This is a genomic window from Meridianimarinicoccus zhengii, assembly GCF_003254465.1.
In the GTDB taxonomy this organism is placed as follows: Bacteria; Pseudomonadota; Alphaproteobacteria; order Rhodobacterales; family Rhodobacteraceae; genus Meridianimarinicoccus; species Meridianimarinicoccus zhengii.
The window spans coordinates 1-25,399 of sequence record NZ_QDFI01000062.1 but is presented as its reverse complement, the minus strand read 5'-3'; the positions used below and the strand labels follow the sequence as shown (position 1 = coordinate 25,399).

General features: G+C 69.0%; 2 protein-coding genes and 1 pseudogene. 2 read left to right on the top strand and 1 reads right to left on the bottom strand.

Translation table 11 applies throughout. The features are described 5' to 3' along the window. Positions 1-3,848 (top strand): annotated as a pseudogene (locus DDE13_RS16885) (hypothetical protein); the annotation flags it as partial. An 820-nt stretch (positions 3,849-4,668) separates the two neighbouring features. Next, entirely contained in the window at positions 4,669-24,369 is a 19,701-nt protein-coding gene (locus DDE13_RS16880) for a malectin domain-containing carbohydrate-binding protein (protein ID WP_111405456.1), read from the top strand. Positions 24,370-24,420: 51 nt separating this feature from the next. Here the strand turns inward: DDE13_RS16880 and DDE13_RS16875 are convergent. Further along, positions 24,421-25,399: Gfo/Idh/MocA family protein (locus tag DDE13_RS16875; RefSeq protein ID WP_111405455.1), on the bottom strand; the 979-nt coding region annotated here is incomplete at its 5' end.

The window sequence follows — 25,399 nt, the reverse complement described above, 5'->3', positions numbered from 1 at the left end:
CCCCCGCCGAAGAGCAGCGCGCCTGGCTGGCGGAGCGCAACGCCTGCGGCACCGATGCCGCCTGTCTCGCGGCCACGATGCAGGCGCGGCTGGGCGCGCTGACCGGGACCGCGACCGGCACGGGCACCATGACCGCCGCGGGCGCACCCGACACGCCCGCCCCCGCCGCCGCGCCGCCCGTCACCGAGGCCGACCGCGTGCATATCGTGAACAACCAGACCGCGCGCCTGCCCGGCGGGCTCGCCCGGCGCATCCTCATGGCGCAGATCGCCGCGAACCCCGCCATGCTCGACAGCGAGTCGACGCTTCAGAGCGAATACATCGCGCGTGAGGTCGCGCGCACGGGCCAGCCGCAGAACGTGGTCTACCAGGAATTCCAGGGGCTCAACATGATCGCCCGCGACGACGTGCTGCGCGAGACCCGCGCGCGGCTCGCGGCCGAGGCGCAGGCCGCGACCCCCATCACGCCCGACAACCCCATCCCCGTGGCGCTTTACGTGCCGGCCAGTGCGGCGGATTACGACGACACGCAGGGGCTGGTGCTGCAACCGACGAACCAGAATGCCGGCGCCCGCATCGAGGGGCTGTCCTTCACGGTGCCCATGGCCGAGGTGCCGGGCATCGCCCATGTGCCGCTCGACCGTGCTGCCGCCAGCGCGCTGCTGGACCGGATCAAGGCCGAGGGCGCGGAGCGCCGGATGCTCATGCGCGTGGCCTTCGGGCGGATCACCGGGCTTGACCCGCAGGTGCCGAGCCGCGCCCGGTTCGAGCTGGACGAGGTCGATCTCGCCTTCGTGCCGCAGTTCAACAGGAACATGCCCGATGCCTGGACGCCGCGCCGCCCGGACGGTCCCGCGCTCCACACCTGGACGCCCGCGCCCGCTGCTCCCGCGGATCCTGCCGGCCCGGCGGCGCCCGCCGCCGCGGGCGTGCACGTGTTCGAGAACCAGGTGCCGGTCCTGCCCGACGGCTTCGCCCGGCGCCTGACGCTGGCCGCGCTGCGCGAAGCCCCGGCCCTGCTGGAAAATCTCGGATCCGTCCGGCCCTTCTTCATCGCCGACCGCGCGGCCGAGACCGGCGAAAGCGAGAACGCGGTCTCCCAGCAGTTCTACGCGCTCAACACCCTGGAACAGGAGGACATCCTGCGCGCCAAGCGCACGGCGCTCATGGCCGAGGCGGAGGGCGTGACGAGCTTCGACGCCGCCGCCGTGCCCGTCGCGATCTATGTGCCCGGCCAGTTCTCGGGGGAATTCGATGCCTCGAAGGGACTCGTGATCCGGGGCAACATCACGGCGCAGATGTCGCTGGGCCAGCGCGCACCGGGCCTGAACGCCATGCCCATCGCCTTCGCGGGGATGCCCGACCTTACGCACATGGCGGTGACCCGCGACACGGCCAAGGATCTGCTCGACCGCGTGCAGGCCGAAGCCGCGCAGGGCCGGCAGCTTTACCGCGTGGTCTGGGGCCGCATCGACGGGATCACCAATGTCGACGGTTACGGGCGGGTGCAGCTCGACGTCACGGTGGACCGGGTGACCGCCCATTTCATGTCCCGCTACCGGTCCCATGACGGCAACCCCTTCATGCCCGCCGTGCCGGAGGCCGCGCTCTTCACCTGGGAACCGGCGCCGGTGCTCGACGATCCCGTGGACGCGGGGCCCGAGGCGCCGCTCGCGGCCCGGCTCGCGGCCATCGACCCGGTGGGCGGCGACCGCCTGCTGGCCGAGGCGGTCGCGCTGCAGGGCGGGGACGAGGCGCTTTACGCGCAGCTGGCCGAGACCTTCCACGAGGTGCAGGGCGCCAACGAGTTCGACCGCCCCGCCGCCCGCGCCGCGGCCATCGAGACCCTGAAGACCGCGGGGGACGGCCCCATCTGGATCGAGGGGTCCACCTCGCTCGGGGAATACGATCTCGCGGCGGAAACCTTCGCCATGCAGCCCGATTACCTGCGCTGGCGCGTGAACGGCGGCAGCACCACGGTGAGCTGGCGCTTCGGCCTGGTGGGGCCGGAGCCGTTCACGGCGCTGCCCGTCCCGCCCGAGGTCGCGCGCCCCATCGTGGAGGCCGACCAGCGCGGCGTGCGCTTCCTGATGCGGGTCGTGCCGATGCAGGTCGCGGTCTCCGGGTCGCCGGCACGGCCGCAATACAGCCTGACCCTGCGCCCCGAGGAGGTGATCTTCTTCCGCGACGGGGAGCGCGACCCCCAGACCCGGGAACCGAAGCGCGATCCGCTCGCCGCGCGCGATTTCGCGGCCGAGAACGCGGCCCTCGAGGACCGGCTGTCGCGGCGGTTCGAGCCGGCGGAATTCGACGGGCTGGCGGACCGCGTGCCGGAGCTGTCGCCCCATGTGCTCGACCTGATCGCGGTGCGCGCGACCGGCAGCGCTCCGCGCGATGCGATGGCGCTGCACAGCATGATGCTGACCGCCTGGGCCGCGCAGGACGCGGGCGCCCTGCCCGGGCCGGGCTTCTTCGACGACGCGGCACCGCAGCCCGCGGCGGACGATGCGGCGGCGCTTCTGCATCCGTCCTTCCGGTCGTATCTCGAGGCGAAGGCGGCGGCGCTCGGGGACCGGTTCACCGTGCGGCTGCACGACCGGCGCATCGAGACCTGCGGCCATGTCGTGGCGCTGGAACGGTTCTATGGCAATCAGGACCCGATCTGGCAGACCGTGGCCGCCCTGCCGGGGATCGATGCGATGCTCGACGTGCAGATGGCCCGCAACAACAGCGAAGGCCCCGTCGCCGCACCGCTGCGGGTGGGCCAGGTCCAGCAGCGCCCCGACGCGCGCTATGGCTGCGCCTCGTGGATCGGGCTGATCGCGCTGAAGGACGGGATCTACCAGCCGCGCGACGCGGGCTACGGGGCGGTGGAGGTGACCTTCACGCTGGACGACAGCCGCAGCTTCGACGGGGCGCGGGACCTGGACGACCAGGTCGTGATCGGCACGGTGCTGGAGACGCGGCCCGTCATGGCGGATGGCAGCCTGGGCGATCCGCTGGCGGTGCCGGAGCCGGAACCCGAGCCCGAGCCGGTCGTGGCCGCGTCCCCCGAACCCGTACCCGAACCGGCCCCTGCCCCGGCTGTCGCCGCGGCCCCGGCGGCGCCGGCGACACCGGCGGCGGATCCCGCCGACTGGCCCGCGCCCGACACCACGGCCCCGGATCTGTCCGGGATCGACCTGATCGGCCTGCGCACGGGCATGGCCATGGCCGATGCCGACGCGGCCCTGCGCGGGCGCGACGATGTCATGGCCGTCTTCGAAACCCCGGCCCCGCCCGAACCCGGCCGCTACGGTGCGCATGACGGGCCCGGTCCGCTCGATTACCGGCGGGTCTACCTGCTGCGCGACGGGCAGGAGGCGGTCACGCTGGCCAGCTATGCCCCCGGCGGGCCGGTGCTGGCGATCATGCGACGGCTCGTGCTGGCCCAGGGCATCCTGCCCTATGACCGGATCGAGGCGGCGCTGGTCGACAAGTACGGCCCGGCCACCGGCCGCATGGAGGAGGACATGATGCAGGCCTGGGGGCCGCGGGACGCGACGGACTGCATGGCTCTGCCGTTCGACGGCTATGGCGCGGGGCTGGTCCCGGTGCCGGACACCGGGGCCGAGGGGCTCAACCCCGTCGATTTCGCCGCCGCGCAGATGTCGATCGGGTCCATGGCCGCCCTGGACAGCGCGGGCCTGTCCGCCTGCGGGCCGGTGCTGATCTACATGGCCGAGCGGCCCGAGATGTGGGGCGCGTCGGGCTTTTCGGCGACGCTGATCGACCATGCCGCGCTGGCGGGCGCGCGCGACGCGCTCGGCGCCGCGCCCGAAACGGTGGATATCGAGATCGAGTTCTGAATTCGGTGTCCCGCGGCGGCGCCGTCGCCGCGGGACACCGGACCGGATGCCGCGCGCCGGGGCATCGCGCCCCCGGATCATGCCCGGAACCGGCCGCCGTTTCGCGCGCGAAACAGTGAGGCGGCGTCCCGGAAACGCTCCGGGGGGCGCGTGTCGCCGCCGAGAACGCCCGGCGGGCGGGCCGCCCATGGCGCAGCCCCCGGCAGCGGCGCGCGGGCGCTGGACCTCGGGGCGGTCGATGTCACCGGTACTGGCCGCCCCGTATCCCGGATGCGTTCCCGTGAAGGGCGGAACCCGCATGCGCGTCGCCCGCGCCGGTCGTCCCGTGACGCCGCAAGACCGGCCTGGCCGGGTCACCACCGATGCCTGATGTCCTTCCTGGCGGGGCCCGTCCGCGCCCGCCCCGAAGCGGCTGGCCCATGTGCCGCCGGGCGGGGCGGCCCGACCCGGCATCGCCGCCGTCTCGGCGGGAGAATCGCCGCAATGGCCGACGAAAAAAAAGAAGGCGCGGCCATGGACGCAATCTGAGGCCGATATATCGACCGGCAATGCAACCCTGAAACGAATAAACACAACCTCAGAATGAAACTAATTACCGAATCCTTAATTCCGTTGACAGATTGGGCAAGGATTGGGTCCCATGGGGTCGTAACTTGGTTACGCGTACGACCGTATTCCCGATCCGAAATTTGAAAGAAATGAAATGAACAACCCAGACGTGAAAATAGCCTCCCTGAACTGAAGAAATAGCGTTTAGCGGCTGCCGCGCCGTCGTTTTCGAATGCCTGTATCGGCATTAACCTCCCTGGGGGAATGGAATATGGCTGTCACCAACAATTTTGCCGCCAGCGATCTCGATCTTAACGGACAGGTCGGACTGTCGCAGCCGACGGCGCTGGTATGGGGGCCGGACGGCCGGCTCTACATCACCGAGGTGGACGGGGACGTTAAGGTTCTGACGGTCGCTTTCGGTGACAAGAACCCCGAAGATGCTGACGCTACGGCCCAGTTCTACGTGACCGACGCGACGACCGTCGATCTGATCAAGGGCCAGATCCAGAACCACAACGACAACGGGACCGAGAACAGTAACCAGAACCGGCAGGTCACCGGCATCGACGTCACGGCACAGTATGACGAGACCGGCGCCCTGATGACCCTGCCCGACGGCACGCCGATGGTCACCATGTACGTGACCTCGTCGGACAGCCGGATCGGCGCCGGCGGCAGCGGCAACGATGCCAATCTCGACACCAATTCCGGCGTCATCACCATGATGACGCAGACGGGCCCGAACACCTGGACCGCCATCGACATCGTGCGCGGCCTGCCCCGGTCGGAAGAGAACCACGCCACCAACGGGCTCGAGGTGATCCAGGAATTCGACGGATCCGGCAATCTCGTCTCCGAGCGCATGATCGTCGCGTCGGGCGGCAATGCCAATACCGGTGCGCCGTCGAACAATTTCGCCGGCCAGCAGGAACAGCCCCTGTCGGCGGCGATCCTCGAGATCGACCTGACGATGCTCAAGGGCATGCCGGTAATCGACGACGCCGGTCGCGCCTATGTCTATGACATCCCGACCCTGAACGATCCCGCGCGCACCGACGTGGGCGACGGCGACGCCAACGATCCCTTCGGCGGCAATGACGGGCGCAACAGTGCCAAGCTGCTGGAGGACGGGCCGGTCTCGATCTACTCGGCCGGTTACCGCAACGCCTATGATGTCGAGGTCACGGACGACGGGCGCGTCTGGACCTATGACAACGGCGCCAACAACAGCTGGGGCGGCCGGCCGATCGGTGAAGCGGGCGACAACAACACCGCCGACAACGCCCAGGCGCCCGGCTACATCGCCACCAATCTCAACAATGGCGAGGGCAATTCGAGCGACGACATCAACCTCGTCGAGTGGAACCCGTCGAACAAGGACAATTTCCACGAGGTCACGCGCTCCGACGACCTGGACGGCGAGGCGCTGTCGGTCGGCGGCAACGGCGCGGTCACGACCTATACGGGGCCGGACGGGCTGCTCCATGTCTATGGCGGTCACCCGAACCCGACGCGGGCCGAGGGCGCGATGGCGGGGCTTCTGTTCTCGCCCGATGCGGGCACCGACAATGCGTTCCTGCTGGTCTCGGTCAACGACAGCTACAACGACGACGGCGACGGCGACCCCCTGACCAACAGCGACTACGACCAGGTCATCGAATGGCTGGAAGCCGTGGAGGCGAACAATGCCGACTTCCCGACGAACGGGATCTACGGCGCCGATGCGGGCGACCTGACCAAGAAGGTACTCGCGGTCACGCCGGGCGTGCTTTATGACATCTATTCCTTCGCTGACGGGTCCGGCGCGGCGGTGGTCGCGGGCGACCCGGCCCCCGCGGGCGGCACCTTCCAGGGGCAGGCGGGTCTGCCCGCCGACATCGCCGAAATCGTGGCCTACCGCAACAAGATCGAGGGCGACTACAAGGAAGCCGGCAAGACCGACGGCGCGCTCGATACCGGCAACGGGTCGATCAACGGGCTGGCCGAATACACCTCGACCATTCTCGACGATGGCAGCACCAAGATGTCGGGCGCGATCCTCGCGACGCAGCTCGGCGGCGGCAACATCATCGTCATGGGCCGCAACGCCGACGGATCGATGTCGAGCACGACCGCAGGCGGCTTTGCCGTCGCAGCCGACCGCACGACGATCGCGGCGAACGGCGGTCCGCTGGGGATCGACACGATCGGCGACGACTTCCTGGAACGCGGCTTGAGCCAGCCGTTCCAGGGATCGATCTGGACAGCCGTCTATAACGGCTTTGGCGCCCCGTCGATCCAGATCTTCCAGCCCGACAACGGCGCCGTGCCGCTGGCGGGATCCGAAATCGTCAACCCGACCGACCGCGATCTCGACGGCGTCGACTACATCGAAGACCCGTTCGAGTTCAGCGACGACAACGGCTATGCCATCGCGCCCGGCGAGACGATCGTCCTCGACTTCAATCCGCAGAACACGAATTTCACGATCTCGATCAATGGCACCGGCCTGCTTGGCGCGGCGCTCGATGGCGTCACGCCGAACACCGACGCGCAGACCGCCGCCGAGAACTTCCCTGTCGATCAGCAGTTCGACGGGCTTTACAACATCGGCGAAAACGTGCTGCCGGGCGGCAACGCGCCGATCCTGCAGATCAAGAACGTGGTCGAAGGCACCGTGGTCGGCACGGGCAACACCGCGCGCGACGTGCTGCACACCGGCATCCTGCCTTCGGCCGACACCGACCGCATCGTCGCCACGATGAACGTCAAGAACTGGATCCCGGCGGAGGGCGGTGTCGCCCCCGGCCAGCTGACCGGCATGATCTTCGGCGACGGGACGCAGGCGAATTTCGTGCGTTTCGTGTTCGGCGCGGTCGATCTGGGCGCCGGCGTGGTGCCCGGCATCGAGGTCGGCTTCGAGATCGGTGATGCGGACTACACCGTGGTCGGGCAGATCGCTCTGCCCGCGCTGTCCGACTCCGCCATCAGCCAACTCGACCTGCGCCTGACCATCGACAAGGAAGCCGGTTTCGCCGTCACGGCCGAGTATCGGCTCGAAGGTGAGACGGCGTTCACCGCGCTCGACCTCGGCGGCTTTGCGCTGCCTGCGGGCGTGCTGCAGGACGTGCTGACCGGCGATCACACGATCGGGGAGGGTGCTGCGGAGGCGACCTCCGGCGCGGCCATCGGCTTCCTGGCCGAAACCTCGGCGGGCAACGGCCTCGAGACGATCGACTTCAACCAGCTGACCATCGAAGCCTTCGGCAACGAGATCGAGGCCAACGATGCGGCCGGGGTCGGCGGGGCCGGTTCGCCAAACATCGACACGGTGATCTATGACGGGACCGACACGGATCTCGCGCCGCTTGCCAACGACGTGGAAAACTTCGACGGCACCGGTTCTGACGCCGATTACACGGTCACGGGCAACGCGCTCGACAACGTGATCCGCGTCGGAACCGGGGCCAACACCGTCGCCACCGGCGATGGCGCGGACGAGGTGCGCGGCACGCTGGCGCAGCTGGCTGGCGACGAGATCACCGATTTCTCGGGTGAAGACAAGGTGGTGGTCGAGGGCGCATCGCTGAACGACCTGACAGTCGAGTACGCTGCGGGCTCGGCGCAGGTGATCGTCAACGACCAGACCATCACCTTCTCGGGCGAGGATTTCGCAGATTTCGATCCTCTCGACGGGCCCTCGACCTTCAACTTCACCCAGACCGAGGACGGCGTCGAGATCACGCTGATCCCCGACGAGACGGTGCTCTACCGCGTCAACGCGGGCGATACGGTCGCCGCCATCGACGGCGGGATCGACTGGATCGGCGACAACGGGCTGAGCGCCACGCCGACGAACGGCATGGCCAAGATCGGCGGCAAGGCGTCCACGTTCTCCAACGCCATCACCGACGCCGAGGACGAAGTCGACTATGACAATGTTGACGCCACGATCGTGCCCTGGCAGGTCTTCGTCGACGAGCGCGGGCAGGGCATTCCGAACGCGGCCGCCGTCGAATACACCTTCGCGGTCGAGGTCGGCGTCAGCTACAAGATCGAGTATTTCTACACCGAGAACTGGCAGAACATATACACCTCCGCGGACCCGCGCATCTTCGACGTACAGGTCGAGGGCGCGGTCCCGGCCGCTTTCGAGGACCTCCATCCCCTGCGCGAGGCCACCGATTTCGTCGATGGCCCCGGTGCGCCGCTGCCGACCTTCGGCAACGACGCCTCCAACAACGCGGCCAAGCAGCCCTACAACGGCGTCGCCCGCAAGGCCGAATACATCTACACGGCCGGCGACGATACGCTGAACATCGCGCTGGTCAACAACACCCAGGAAGCGAAGGTCAACGCGATCCAGATCACCCAGCTGGGTGGGACCGTGACGCCGCCTGCCGACACGGCCGCACCGGTGATCGCGTCGATCGATGTCGCGAACCCGCCGAGCGTTCAGGACGACGTGCGCCCCGCGACCGTGGTGCTGACCGACGAGACCGGTTTCGACCAGGCGACGCTGGAGGCGGTATCCGGCGACGTTCTCGGGTTCAGCGGGATCGTCCCGGCGGCGGTTTCGGCCCCGACGGTCGTGCTGTCCGACGGCGGCAAGACCGCCACGCTGACCTTCGATCTGACCCCGCCCGCGACCGGCTGGGACAAGGGCGTCGGCACGATCACCATCGCGCCGGGCGCCTTCGCGGATGCCGCGGGCAACGGGACCGGCGCGGCCAGCGCCGATTTCGTGTTCGAACCCAATCTCGACTCGCTCGTGCGCGGCAATGTCGTGCGCGCGATCAACGTGGGCACCACCGATACGTCCGCCGGCACGCTCGCCGCCGATCCGATCGACGGCGTGACCGACAACGATCGCTACGGCGGTGCCATCGCGGCGGACAGCATCATCGAGGATGCGTTCGGCAACCCGATCGCCTTCGAGGCGGATGACCCCTCGTGGTACACCAGCCCGAAAGCCAACCTGAACGCCAACGTGGACGGCCAGTCCACCGGGCAGGGGTCGGGCTCCAACGCGGGCGGCGTCGATCTCGACGGCTCGGCCTATCACACCTACCGCGACAGCAATGCCGACCAGTGGACCGGCACCTATACCGGCTTCGCCAACGGCACCTACGTGGTCGAGTTGCATTTCGCCGAGCTTTTCTGGACCGCGAACGGGCAGCGGGTGGGCGATTTCACGGTCAACGGCCGGCTGGTCGACGAACTCGACGATCTCGACGTGCATGCCGCGGCGGGGGGCGACGACACGCCCTACAGCGTGCGGGTGCCCGTGACCGTCACCGACGGCACGATCACCGTGGCGGTCGACAGTTCCGCGGGGCAGGCGGGCTACAGCGCCATCGTGGTCTACGAGGCGCTCCAGCCCGATCTGCCGCCGACGATTTCCGTGGGCGACGTGTCCGTGGCCGAGGGCGAGACGGCGACGGTGACCTTCACCCGCATCGGCGACGACAGCGAGGACGTGACGGTCAGCTATTCGCTGGGCGGGGCCACCGGCGATGCCGACACGAGCGGGCTGACCGGCAGCGTGACGATCCTCGCCGGCCAGACCGCGGCGACGATCGACCTGCCGATCCTCGACGACGACGACGCGGAGGGCGCCGAGACGATCACCGTCACCATCGACGGCGTGTCGAACACGTCCGGCGACGCGGTGACCGACAAGGCCAGCGGCACGGTCACCATCGCGGCGAGCGATTCCGACCTGCAGATCCCCGCCGGCGGCACGATCCTCGAGCTCGATTTCGAGACGCCGGGCGATCCGCTGGCCGAGGGCGGCTTCGACGGGCTGCTGGGCGGTGCGGGCGCCGCCGACGCGGCCGGCAACCCGGTCATCGTGGATGGCGAGTTGCAGCTGACGACCTCCAACGGCGATCTCAGCCAGAACGGCCAGGTCGACAGCAAGAACGACTTCGTCAAGGCGGTGGACGTGTCGGACCCGGCGCTGACCGAGATCTACCTGACGACGCGGTTCGACAACCCGTTCTCGGCGGGTCAGCCGAACTACATCCAGCAGGGCATCATCGTCGCCATCGGCGACGAGACGACGCAGCAGGACAACGACAATTTCCTCAAGCTGATCGTCGGCGGCAACGGCGGCGACGCGGCGCAGATCTGGACCGACGGCGGCGTCAACGCGGCGCCGCAGGTCTCGGCGATGTCCGCCGCGGCGGCCGCGCCCTTCACCTTCGATGATGCCGCCACGGTCGAGCTGTCCATGCGGTTCGACAAGGTGGCAGGCACGACGGGCATGTTCGTGACCTTCTTCGACGCCTCCGGCGCGGTCCTGGGCGGAGTCCGTCCGGAAGCCACCCCCGGCTTCCTGACGGTCCCCCCCGTGGTGACGCCCGCCCCGATCGTGGCCGCGCTCGCCGACGGCACATCGGTCTTCGGCGTCACCTCGACCGACTTCGACACGTTGTCCGACCCGTTCCTGGCGACCTGGGATTTCCTGTCCGTCACTTCGCCGCAATTCGACGACACGCCGGTCACCGACACCGACGGGCCCACGGCGACCGTGACACTGGCCGCACCGGATGCGGAGACCGACCCGATCGTCGCGACGGTGGTCTACGATGACGCCTCCGACATCGATCCGGCCAGCATCGACGCCGCCGACCTGACCCTGTCGGGGCCGGGCACGCCGGGTGCCGTCACGCTGACCTCCTTCGACGCGGCCACCAACACGGCCGTCTACAGCATCGCGGCCCCGGCGGAAGGCTGGGCCGAGGGCGTCTATACCGCGACCGTCGCGGGCGGCGAGATCGCGGATCTCGCCACCGCACCCAACACGAATGCCGGGGGTGAGACCGGCGGCGTGACACTTGAATTCGAGGATGAACCAGTGGCTGAGTTTGAACGTGGCGATGTGCGGCTGGCGGTCAATGCCGGTGGCGGTGTGGTCGATGGCGCGGCCTACGGGCTGGGCGATGCGGATTTCGAGGCCGATACCCAGGCGGCACCGCATCCCACGGTTGACATCTCGGCCGTCACGACGGGCGGCGCGGCCGCGGCCGGCAACAACGTGAACAACAACGGCGCCGGAGAGACCTTCACCGGCCTCGCCCTGCCCGACGACGTGTTCACGTCCGAACGTTGGGGCGACGTGCTGTCCTATGACGTGGACCTGCCCAACGGCACCTATATCGTCGACCTCTACTTCGCCGAAACGTTCCAGGGCGTGGCCGAGGAAGTTGGCGGCGACAATATCGGCGACCGGCTGTTCGACGTGGATATCGAGGGCGAGAAGGTTCTCGACGATTACGACCTGTTCGACGATGGCGACGGCGAGCTTGGCAACGGGGCCGGCGCGCCGCTGGTGAAGATCATCAAGTCCTACACGGCCACCGTGACCGACGGGCAGCTGAACATCGCGTTCGACGCCACGGCCCCGGACGGCGCGGACAACGCCAAGATCAGCGCGCTTGTCGTCTATGACGCCGTGCCCGTGTCCACCGACGTGCTGGTGTCGCTCACCGGCCCGGGCGAGGTGGTCGAGAACGCCGACGGCACGCCGCAGGGTGATGTCCAGGGCCTGACCTTCACCCTGACCGCAGCGGACGGGTTCACCGGCTCGCTCGACCTGACGCTCGACGTGGACGGCGTGAACACGCCGCTGACCGGCGTTCCCTTCACCGACGGCGTCGCCACCTACGTGGTGCCCGTTTCGACGGATACCCGCTGGAACGGGGCGGAATCCGTCTCGGTCACTCTCCTTTCGGTTGAAACCGCAGACTACGCGGTCGATGCGGCGGCGGCGAGCGCCACCGCCACGGTCACCGAAGACGACCCGGCGGACAGCCATGATCTCGATGGCGCGGGCGGGGCCGATCCGGTCGTGGTCGGCGACTTCTCCGACGACCGGCTGGCGCCCAGCGATATCGGCGCGATGCAGATCGGCGAGAACATCCTCGTCACCGCGCAGCAGGGCGACAGCGCGCCCGGCGGGCGGGACCGCGACTTCATCACCTTCGAGGTGCCGGAAGGGACGGTTCTGACCAACCTGTTCCTCGACGGTTACGAGACGACCGAGGGGACAGCGCAGGCCTTCATGGCGCTGCAGGCGGGCACGGCGATCACCGTGGACCCGATCACCGGCGCCCCGGACGATACCATCGACCCGGAGGGACCGTTCGCCGGCATCGTCTATGGCGGCGGCAACCTTTTGAACGATCTGCTGCCGATCCTCGCGGCGGGCGATCCCGCAGATGCGCAGGGCGCCGAATTCGACGGGTTCACGCTGCCCCTCGGGGCGGGGACCTACACGCTCTGGCTCAACCAGGGCGGGCCGTCCACCGAGGTCACGCTGCGCGCCGTGCTCGCCGCCGCGCCGCCCGCCGAGCTTTCGCTGTCCATCGCCGACGCGGCGGACGTGGTGGAAGCCGATGGCGCAACGCTCGACTTCGCGCTGACCCTCGATACGTCCTTCACGGGCGATATCGATGTCACCTATGACACCGACACCGCGACGGGGATCACGCAGACCGTCAGCTTCGTGGACGGCGCCGGCACGCTGTCGGTCCCGGTCATCAATGACGATCTGGACGATGGCGACGACACGGTCGCGGTCACGCTGACCGGCGCCACGGATCTGGGTGCAAGCCCGATCCCGGTCGTGCTCGGCACCGCCGCGGCACAGGGCACCGTGACCGAGGACGACGCGGTCGATCCGAACGACATCGACGGCGACGGGATCCTGAACACCGACGATCCCTTCGCCTATGACGGCACCAACGGCGATGCGCGTGTGCTGGCCGCGGGGGGCGAATTCACGCAGGACTTCGACACCGACACGACCGATCCGTTCAGCCCCGAGGGCGGTTTCAGCGGCATTCTCGTGAACCCGGCCTTCACGCCAGTCGGCACCAGCGAAACCGACCCTTATGGCGACCGCACGACCGAAGCAACGACGCTGATCGAGGGCGGTGTCCTGAAGGTTCAATCGGACATTCAGGACTCGTTCGGCAATCCGGGCGTCGTCACCAACACCAACATCATCAAGGACAACTACCAGTCTGCGGTCGATGTGTCGGGCGTTAATAGCTTCTCGCTAGAAGCCAAGGCCAACAACGTCTTCGCGGACGTATTCGACGGCGGTATCCCGACCCAGTACGCATCCTACGGTATCACGATGGGTGCGGGCGGGGTCGACGACTTCGTCAAGCTGGTCGTCGGCGGTATCGGCGCGACCGAAGCGGCCAAGGAACTACGCATTGAGATCGGCCACCAGAACAGCCTGGTTGGCAATGCCACATCCATCACTCTGGCGTCCGCAGGCATCGACAAGACGACACAGGCCACCATCGCATCGGTCGTGTTCAGGCTTGATGTGGATGTCTCGGCACCGACCGCGACCAGCGCGGGCACGTTGACCGGTGTGGTGACTTTCCTCGACGCACTCGGTGACGAGATCGGCACGATCACCACACCCGCCCGCGAGATCGCCCCGACAGGGTCGCTGGCTGCGGCCATCGCGGGCAACAACCCGCTGACCGGCGGCGATGGCGGGCTCGCCTATGGGGTGTCGATCACTCATTACAACACTGCGGCCAACCAGTTCACCGGCGAATGGGACTATCTGGAGATCTCCAACGCCGAAACACCGCCGAACGTCCCGCCGACCGCAACGCCGATCGATGCGGGCACGGTGGACGAGAACGCGGCCATCGTGACCATTGACCTGCTGGGCACGGCCGCCGACAGCGACGGTGGGACCCTCGCCATCGATCCGGCGTCGATCACGGTCGTGGACACGGCGAACGGCAATGCCCCCGTGGCCTTCACGCTGGAGGCCGACGGGCAAACCCTGTCCATCGATCCGGCACAGTTCGTCGCGCTCGACAGCGGCGAAAGCGCCAGCATCGCCATCGGCTACGTCGTGCTGGACGGGCAGGGCGGCGAGACGCCGAACACCGCCAGCCTCGTGGTGGACGGGGTCGATCCCGCCACCGTGGCGATCTCCGGCACGCCCAGCGTGGTGGAAGCGGGCGACGACGGCACCACGACGACGCTCACCTTCGATCTGACCTATACCGGCGGCGCCGACGAGACCCGCACGGTCAGCTACACCGTGAACGGCGGGCCGGAAGCGACCGACATCGTCAACTTCATCGGCGGCGTGGCGACGCTGTCGGTGAGCGTCGACAACGACGACCTGGCGAACGGCCCGGATGTCGTCACCGTCCTGCTGACGGGCATCGGCGACAACGTGACCGACGCGGTCGACCCGGCGGGTGCCAGCGATACCGGCACGGTGACCGAGGACGATTTCGCCCCGGTGGCGGTGGCGGACACGCCGACCACGCCCAACGGCACGGCGATCACCTTCGACCCGGCGGCCAACGACACCGACGCCGATCTGGGCGCCGGCGCGCTGACGGTCACGGCGATCGACGCCACCGACACGGACGACTACACGGTCGCGCTCGATCCGGTGACGGGCCAAGTCACCGTCACGCCGATCGGCGATTTCGCGGGCAACGTGACCTTCGGCTACACGGTCAGCGATCCGGCGGGCAACACGGCGGACGGCACCGCGACCGTGACCGTCGGCGCGCCGGTCAACGCGCCGCCGACGGCGGTGGCCCTGACGCCGGTGATCACCGAAATCGCCGAGGACGCCGACCTGTCGGTGCGGCTCAAGGTGGCCGACATCGTGGTGACCGATGACGGGCTGGGCACCAACACGCTGGCCGTGACCGGGGCCGATGCCGCGCTGTTCGAAATCGACGGGACGGAGTTGTTCCTGAAGGCGGACACCGCGCTCGACTTCGAGACGCTGGAGAGCCTCGAGGTGGCCGTTACCGTGGACGACGAGACTGTCGGCGCCACGCCCGACGCGACCTCGGCGCCGCTCGAGCTGCCGGTGACCGACGTGAACGAGGCGCCGTCGCTGATCGTGACCCCGGTGATCACCGCGATCGCCGAGGATGCGGACACCTCCGCCGACATCGTCGTCGCCACCATCGCGGTGGAGGATGATGCGCTCGGCACCAACGACCTGACGCTGACGGGCGCGGATGCCGCGCTGTTCGAGATCGTCGGCACCGACCTGGTGCTCAAGGCGGAGACGCCTCTCGACTTCGAGACGAAGACCAGCTTCGACGTGTCGGTGGTTCTGGACGACGCCGATATCGGGGCCGGGCCGGAGGCGACCGTGCCCGTGGACCTGTCGGTCACCGACGTCAACGAGGCGCCGACCGTTGCGGCAGAAGTCGCCGACCAGGCGCCGGACGAGGATGCGGCGTTCAGCTTCACGGTGCCGGCGGGCAGCTTCGCGGACGACGGCGGGGAAGGCGCGCTGACGCTGTCGGCGACGCTGGCCGACGACACGCCGCTGCCGTCCTGGCTGGACTTCGATCCGGCCACGGCGACCTTCTCGGGCACGCCGCTGCAGGCGGATGTGAACGCGGGTCCGATCGAGGTGAAGGTGACCGCGACCGATGCGGGCGGCCTGTCGGTGTCGGACACGTTCACGCTGACGCCGCAGAACGTCAACGACGCGCCGACGATCACCGGCGTGCTGGACCCGGTCGAGACCGATCTCGGCACGGCGACCACGGTCGACCTGTCGGGGCTGGCGCTGGCGGACGAGGACGGCGATCCGACGACGCTGGTCGCGGCCCTGCAAGGGGGCGATCCGCTTCCCGCCGGGATCGCGCTTGTCGGCGATCAACTCGAGGTTTCGGACACGCTGCCCGCGGGCACCTACACGGTGGATATCTTCGCCAATGACGGCACGCTGAACTCCGCCACGGCGGCCTCCGTCACCATCACCGTTGCCGGGCCGTCCCTCGACACCGTGCGCCTGCAGGCCGAGGATGCGGTCCTTGACGGCGCCTATGCCGTGGAAGCCCAGGCGGCGGCGGACGAGGGCGAGGTGATCCGCCTGCCTGGAAACGGCAGCGGCACGGCCAGCTTCGATCTGTCCGCGCGCGGCGTGGCGCCCGGCGTCTACCGGCTCGAGATCGGCTATTTCGACGAGAACGACGGCGAAAGCCAGCTGGACATCGCGATCAGCGGCGACACGCCGTTCGCGGGCAGCTTCCTGTTCGACGATGACGCCACGAGCGGCGACGGCGCGCAGGCGGCGAGCTTCCGGGTGCGGGTGTTCGAGAACGTCACCGTGGGGCCGGATTCGGTTCTGACCCTCGCCGGGCAGGCGACCCAGCGGGAATTCGGGCGCATCGACTACGTGCAGTTCACCGCACCGCCCTCCGAGAACCGCCCGCCGGAACTGGTGGAGGAGACGCCCGACCAGACGGTGCAGGTCGGGACGCCCTTCGCGCTTTCGCTGTCGGAGGGGCTGTTCGCCGATCCCGACCTGTCGTTCGGCGACACCCTGACGCTGAGCGCCGAGGGCCTGCCGGACGGCGTCTTCTTCGACCCCGCGACGGGAGCCTTCAGCGGCACACCGGTCACCGAAGGCACCTTCACCGTGACGGTGACGGCCACCGACAGCGCGGGTGCGACGGCCACCGACAGTTTCGACATCGTGGTCGATTCCGGCCCGGTGCCGGTCAACGTGCGGCTGCAGGCCGAGGACGCGGTCCTGTCCGGCGGCTACACGGTCGAGACCCAGACCGCCGCGGACGGGGGCGAGGCGATCCGCCTGCCCAGCAGCGGCAGCGGCACGGCCAGCTTCGATCTGTCGTCGCGCGGCGTGGTGCCGGGGGTCTACACGCTCGCGATCGGCTATTTCGACGAGAATGACGGCGAAAGCCAGCTGGACATCGCGATCGACGGCGCGACGCCGTTCTCGGCGAGCTTCCTGTTCGACGACGACGCCACGAGCGGCAACGGCGCGCAGGCGGCGAGCTTCCGGGTGCGGGTGTTCGAGAACGTCACCGTGGGCCCGGATGCCGTGCTCACCCTGACCGGCCTGGGCACCCAGCGGGAATTCGCGCGCGTCGATTACATCGACTTCGCCAGCGTGTCCGTCGATCCGGGCGACAACCTGCCGCCCTTCGCGCCCTTCGGCATCGACGACCAGCGGATCGACGAGGGTGCACCGATCGATCTGGACGTGGCCAGCCTGTTCGCCGACCCGGACGAGGATACGCTCAGCTTCACGATCGACGGGCCGGACTGGCTGACGATCGTCGACGGGCAGCTGACGGGCACCCCGGGCCGCGACGACGTGACCGACGCGGACGGCGTGACCGTCACCGTCTTCGCCAGCGACGGGATCAACGCCCCGGTGCCCGTGAGCTTCCAGTTCGTGGTGGACCGGGTGAACACGCCCCCCACCACGACCGAGATCGCCGACCAGGTCCTGCGCGCGGGCGAGGCGGCGACCATCGTCGTCGCGGCCGACTTCGCGGATGCCGACGGCGATGCGCTCAGCTACAGCGTGGCGGGCACCATCCCGCCCGGCGTGGCGTTCGACAGCACCACCGGGACCTTCACGGGCACGCCCGAGGCGACCGGCAGCTTCCAGGTGACGGTCACGGCCTCGGACGGGGAGGCCGACGTGGCCTCGACCTTCGTCTTCAACGTGCTGCCCCCGGTGGCGGAATCGGTGCGCATCGAGGCCGAGAGCTTCAATCTCGACAGCGGCTTCTTCGTGGAACCGCTCAGCGGCGGGCGCGAAGGGATCCGGCTGCTGTCCGGCGCGCAGGGGGAGGCCACGTTCGATCTTGGCAGTCTCGGCATCACCGGGGCCCATGACCTGCGGATCGCGTTCTACGACGAGAACGACGGCGTCTCCAGTGCCGGCATCCTTGTCGATGCCGACGGGACCGGCGCGTTCACGGCGCTTGGCGACTTCGTGTTCGACCAGACCGGCGGCGGCAACGGCGCCCAGATCCAGAACCTGCGCCAGCTGACCTTCTCCGGTCTGGAGATCGGCGCGGACACGATCCTGAAGCTCACCGCGCAGGCCGATTCGCTCGAATACGCGCGCTTCGACTACATCGAACTGCTGCCGGTGTCGGCGCCGGTGAATTTCGCCCCCTTCGTCTCGCTGGGGATCGACGATGTGAGCCAGGACATTCCGGTGCCCCTGTCCATCGATCTCGAGGCGATCGGCGCCTTCGCCGACCCCGAGGAGGATGCGCTGACCTATTCCATCCTGTCCGGTCAGCCGTGGCTGTCGATCGAGGATGGCGTCATCACCGGCGCCGCACCGGCTGCGGGGGATTACGTGATCACGGTCGCGGCCACCGACGGGGCGGGCAATTCGGGCATCACCGTTCAGACGACCTTTACCCTGAGCGTGGCCTCCGATCCGCCGGCCAACCTGCCGCCGACGGCCGTGCAGGTAACCCCGGTCGTCTCCGAACTTCCCGAGAACACGGCGCTGGCCGAGGCGCTGAAGGTCGCGGACATCACGGTGACCGATGACGGGCTCGGCACGAACCAGCTGTCGCTGGCGGGAGCGGATGCGGCCCTGTTCGAGATCGTCGGATCCGAACTGTTCCTCAAGGCTGGCGTGGCCCTCGACTTCGAAACGCTCGAACAGGCGCAGGTGCAGGTGCTCGTCGACGATCCGGAGGTCGGCGACACGCCCGACCTGTCGGCGGATTACGCGCTGACCGTCACCGACGTGAACGAGGCGCCGGTGGGCACCGCGCCCGCCGCGCTGGAGGCCGATCTCGGCGCGCCGGTGGCGCTGCCGACGCTCGACAGCCTGTTCGTCGATCCCGATGCGGGCGATACGCTGACCTACGCCGTCGGCGGGCTGCCGGATGGCGTGACCCTTGGCGCCGATGGCGTCACGCTGGAAGGCACGCCGACGACGCTCGGGGTCAGCACCGTGACCGTGACCGCCACCGATGCGCTGGGGCTGTCCGACAGCGTCAGCTTCGACCTGGCGGTGGTCGATCCCGACGCGTTCGATCCCGCGGATTACGCGCCGGACGGCGATCTGGACGGCGACGGTGTGCTCAACGCCGTGGATGACGATGTCGACGGCGACGGGCTGCCCGATGCCGACGATCCCTTCGCCTATGACGCCGAGAACGGCATGACGCTGGCGGCGGGCGAGACGAAGACCTATGATTTCGGTCTCGACGGCACGGTCTTCGAGAACGGCCTGACCGGGTTCCTGCAAGGCACCACCAATGGCGGCGCCTTCGACGAGGACACGGGCGCGGCCACGGTCGCGGGCGGCCTGCTGACGGTCGATCCGGTCACGGGCGGCGATACCGGAACCGCGAACAACCCGCAGGACGATCCGGTCGTCGGCGTGAAGAACGGCACCTTCAGCGCCACGGCGGTCGTGCTGAACCCCTGGGTCGGCGCCGCGCCGAACCCCGGCGGGTTCGACCAGCTCGGTCTCGTGCTCGGTCTCGACAGCGCCGACATGATCAAGCTGGTCTTCGGCCAGACCGCGGGCGTGGTCGAATTCCAGAAGCAGGAGGCGGATGTCGGGACCAAGTATGGCGGGACGAACCCGGCTGCCGGCGGCAATCTGAACGTGCCGCTGCCGGACGGCATCACGCTCGACAGCTTCGCGCAGGCTGCGATCACCTTCGACGTGGTGTCGATCGATGCCGCATCGGCGACGGTGACGGGAACGGTCGTGTTCCTCGACGACACGGGGTCGGAAATCGGCACGATGTCCCTGCCCGCGGCGCCGATCGGCGGCGCGCTGGCGGCGGCGCTGGCCGATCCGGCCACAGGCGTCGCGGTGGGCTTCACGCAGGCGGATGCCGCCGCCGCGCCGGGCTTCGTGGCGCAGATGGACAGCCTGTCGATCTCGGTGCCCGGAGAGCCGGGTGAAACCGACCCGCCGACGGCGGCGATCACGCTGACCAACCCGGCCACGGCCACGGATCCGCTGCTGGTGGAGATCGCGCTGGAGGATGCGAGCGGGATCGACCCGGCGAGCCTCGGGGCCGAGGATCTGTCGCTGGTGGTGAACGGGTTCCCCGCGGCCGCAGACGTGACCTTCGACGGCTTCACGGACGGCGTGGCGCGCTATCTCATCGCCGCGCCCGGCACGGGCTGGGTCGATGGCGTTCCGGTCGAGGTCACGCTCGAGGCCGACGAGATCGCCGACCTGGCCGATCCGGCGAATGTCAACGCCGCGGTCAGCCAGTCGATCACCATCGACGTGGGCGGCGGGTCCACCGGCGGCGGCACCCCGGACGAGGTCGTGCTGCGGATCAACGCCTTCGGTGACGAAGTCGCGGCGAACGATGGCGGGCCGGCCTGGCAGGCCGACCTGAAGGACGATCTGGCGACGCCCGAAAACGAGAACAGCATCTACCTGACTCTCGACAGCACCGATCCGGCGGAGGACCGCGGCGACGTCCAGGGCTTTTCCGGCGATACGGCCACGATCCCGTCCACCGTGCCGCAGGCCGTGCTCGACACCGCGCGTTCCAGCGATGCGCCGTTCGCCTACGCGATCCCGGTCGATGACCTTGCCGGGAACGGCGACTACACCGTCAACCTCTATGTCGCGGAGCTGTTCCCCGGAAACCAGGTGCCCGGCGACCGGGTCTTCGACATCACGATCGAAGGCCAGAACGACGGCGTGCTCGACAATTTCGATCCGTCCGCCACGGTGGGCGCCGGCGACCTGCGCGTCATCAGCTATGACGTGACGGTCACCGACGGGGTGCTGAACATCGATCTCGCGCAGGAACTGGCGGCGAATGGCGGCAGCGACAATCCGATCCTCAACGCGATCGAGATCGTCAAGCGCGGCACCGCGGCACCCGACACCGACGCGCCGGAGGCGGCCATCGCGCTGACCAACCCGGCCACGGCATCCGATCCGCTCCTTGTGGACATCACGCTTGATGACGCGAGCGGGATCGACCCGGCGACCCTGGGGGCGGAGGATCTCGCGCTCACGGTCAACGGCTTCCCGGTGACCGCGAGCGTCAGTTTCCTCGGCTTCGCGGGCGGGGTGGCGAGCTACGCCATCGCGGCCCCCGCGGTCGGCTGGTCCGAGGGGCTGCCGGTCGGGGTCACGCTGCAGGCGGGCGAGATCGCCGACCTGGCGGCCACGCCGAACGTCAACGCGGCCGTCAGCGCGGATATCGCGATCGCGATCGGCGGCGGCAGCACCGGCGGCGGCGGCGAGGACACGGTCGTCTTCCGCATCAATGCCTATGGACCCGAGGTCGCGGCGAGCGATGGCGGACCGGTCTGGGCCGGGGACGGCGACGGAACCGACACCGGCACGCCGATCTCCTTCTTCACCGGGACCGACGTGCGCGGTGACGCCTTCGGGTATTCCGGCGATGCGGCGGCGATCCCGGCCGGGGTTCCGGCGTCGGTCTTCGACACCGCGCGGTCCAGCGATGCGGCCTTCAGCTACGACCTGCCGGTGTCCCTGCTGGGCGGCGGCGAGAACTACGAGGTCCGGCTCTACGTCGCCGAACTCTTCACCGGCGCGCAGGATGGCGGGTTCCGCAGCTTCGACGCCACGCTCGAAGGCTTGGTGGTGCCGGCGTTCAACAACATCGACCCGGGCCTCGCGTTCGGGGCGGATGCAGGGGTCCTGGTGGGTCGGGTGAACGTCACCGACGGTGTGCTGAACATCGGCTTCACCCAGGACATCGTGCAGAACCCGATCATCAACGCCATCGAGGTGATCGCGCTGGCCGACGAGGTGGAGAACCCGGGAACGCCGGTGACGCCCGCAGGTGCGCTCGAAGCCTTCGCGGCGCAGGACGACCTGGATATCGGCCAGAGCTACGGCACGGGCGTGACCGGCTCTGCCGTGCTCCGGATCCTGGAGGGCAACGACGGCGTGGCAGCGTCGAACTTCGGGGCCAACTCGTTCCAGGTCGAGAACACCGGCGACAAGAAGATCTCGGCGATCTTCATCGATGTCAGCTCGGCGCTCTATCCTGACAGCGTGTTCGATCCCGACGGGCTCGGCGGCGATGCCGCGGCCAGGGACTGGCAGATCGGCACCGACGGCATCGGGACCAGCCCGACAGGCGCCTTCGTCAGCGGCTCGGGCTACTTCCTGCCCGGCGTCGATCCGATCCCCAACTCCGGCGGATCGGGCGGGCCGAGCAATGGCGGCTTCAAGGGCGCCATGGTCAAGTTCAATGCCAGCAACAACGGCGGCTTCGAGAACGGTGAAATCGTCGGCTTCGCGGGCGACATGGACCCGAACTCCATCGCCGGGATGGACAAGAGCGGCACGAACGGTGTCGACACCGGCGCCATCCAGGGCTGGGATGTCGGCGGGATCTCGGGCCACGAGCTGATCGGGTCGCTGTTCACCGTGCTCTTCGACGACAACACCACCGCCAGCGGCCAGCTTTCCAGCGACAAGAGCAATGCAGGGGCGGTCGCGGTGGCGTCGCAGGCGCTGACATCGAGCAACGTATCGCTGACGGTAAACGGCGTCATTCCCGGCGGAACCGGCACCTACGGTGGCACGACCCCCAGCGTCATCGTCACCGGCGAGCCCGGCGATGTGGTGCGGATCACGCTCAGCAAGGGGCTCAACGCGGTCACCAACGACAGCAACGGCATCGCCGATCTGGTGGAGGCGCGGCTCGACCGCTACGACTTCAAGGTCAACAACGCCTTCGACGAACAGAGCGTGGATATCACCATCGGCGCCAGCGGCACCTTCGACGCGTCGAACCTGTTCGACTACGACGATGCCAACGGCACCGGCAAGGGCGGCTTCACCGGCGACGACGTGGCCCCGATCGCCTTCGTGGCATCGGTCATGACGAATATCGGCGGCAGCGAACTGGCCCCGGCCGGGCCGCTCACCACACCGATCTACCTGACCAACCAGGGCGGCCCGGTCACCGGCGATCCGGTGGATCCGCCACCCCTGCCCACGGACGGCTATTTCGCGATCAACGGATCGGGGAGCAACACGTTCTTCAAGATCCAGATCGAGGATCCCAACGGGGTCAACGGCGGCACCGATCCCGGCGGCAAGTGGAACTACCTGACCGCGCCCGACAGCGAAGGCCGCCAGGCCGGGTTCCAGGGGGATGGCTACTATCTCTTCGGGTCGAACACGTCGACAGCGATCGACAATGCCGTGGGCGGAAACGAATTGCTGGAATACACCATCTTCGTGCCGGAAAGCGCGCTGGGGGTCTACAATTTCAGCTTCGCCGTCTCGCGCGACGGGCTGGAGGCCAGCGATCAGCAGAACGATCTGTGGCTGAACTTCAAGCCCGCCGACGAGCCCGGAAATGGCGATATCGAGGCGTTCCTGACGAATGCCACGGCGACCCAGGAACCCGAACCCGTCGCGGATGGCTTCATCAAGCTCTTCGGAGGGCCGAACAACGGCACATGGGGATCGGCCGGAACCTATGACGGCTTGCCGGGCAATCCCGCCGCGCAGATCGAGATCACCGAGGAAGGACTCTACACGATCCAGATCGACGGCCGCAGCCAGGGCTTCCACGTGGACTATTTCGAGCTCTACAAGGGCAGCAACCCCGGCGGCGGCGCCGCGAACTCGGCCTTCGTCGAAGGCGAACCCGGCGGCGGTGGCGGCGGCGAGCCTCCGACCGGCGATCTCGTGATCCCGATCTCGGCCAGCGCGAACGACTGGGAAGAGTTCGGGGCCGGCGGCAGCGCCGATCTGGAGTTCGGCGACAATGGCGGGCAGCAATATGTCGGCCTGCGCTTCGAGGGGATCACGATCGATCCGGCGCAGACCATCGCCAGCGCGTATATCGCGTTCGAGGCGCTGGAAAGCAGCACCGGGTCCGCGTCCTTCACCATCGCGATGGAGGAGACCGAGAATGCGGCGGGCTACACGGCGGGCAACCCGCCGGGCGGCCGCAGCTACGCGGACGAATTCGTCTGGGCGCCGGAGGCCTGGACCGATGGCGAGACCTATCAGACGCCGGACCTGACGGCGCTGATCGAGGCGGTCATCGGCACCGACGGCGTCACCGATGGCGATTTCGGCTTCCTGATCGACGGGGTCAGCGGATCGCGCGTGGCGCATGCCTTCGACAGTGGCGGTGGTGTCGTCCCGACACTGCACATCCTGTTCGAGGATACCATCGCCTGAACCGGGCGATCCGCGCGGCGGGGCCTGCCCTGCCGCGCCGCGACCGGCGCCTCAGGGGGCGGCGTTGCGCAGTGCCGCGCGGGCAGCGTCGATCAGGTGCAGCACGGCGAGCGATCCGTCGAGCGGCACGAGATCGCTTTCGGTGGCGCCCCGCGCGAGACAGGCCCGCACATGGGCGATCTGGTCCGCCAGCCCACCGGGGCGGCCGCGGATGTCGCTGCGCAGCGCCCGCGCAAGATGCCGCAGCCGGGGCCGGCCTGCCAGCCGCGCTTTGATCCGCGCGGCGGGGCCCGGCAGCCCGCCCGGCCCCGAGAACGGGGTCGCGGGGTCGGCCCGGCGCAGCACGTACCCGCCCGGACAGGACAGCGGCTCGTCGAAGACGATCCGGCCGGTCGTGCCTACCAGCGTCAGCCCGTTGCCGCCCAGCCGGTCGATGGCGCAGCCCAGCACCGCGCGCGCCCCGTCCGCGCCCTCCAGCACCAGCGTCGCGGCCAGGTCCGTGCCGTCCGCATCCACATCGCCCCGCACCGCGCAAAGCCGCAACGGCCCCAGAAGCGCCTGGGACAGCGCCAGCAGGTAGACGCCGCGATCCAGCAGCGCCCCCGCGCCCGGCCCGGCGAACAGGCGCGGCATGGTGTCGGGGCTGTTGGGCACCGCGAAATTGCCGTGGATCTCGCGCAGCGTGCCGATCTCGCCCCGTGCCACCGCCGCGAAGGCGTCGCGATAGACCGGCAGGCAGAGCGACCACAGCCCTTCCATGCAGAACACCCCGGCCCGGCGCGCCGCGTCCACGATCTCGGCGCCCTCCGCATGGCTGGTGGCCAGCGGCTTTTCGCACAGCACGGGTTTGCGCGCGGCCAGCGCGGCCAGCACGCCGTCGCGATGGGCGGCGTTCGGCGTGGCGACATAGATCGCGTCCACCCCCGGCACGGCCGCAAGGGCCGCGACGCTGTCCACGGCCCCCCCCGCCAGCGCGAAACGGCGGGCGAAATCCCCGCCGGTCCCCGCGCTGCGCGACGCCACGGCGACG

Coding starts and splice junctions, on each gene's coding strand:
- DDE13_RS16880 (WP_111405456.1), top strand. CDS start 4,669: ATGGCTGTCACCAACAATTTTGCCGCCAGCGATCTCGATCTTAACGGA.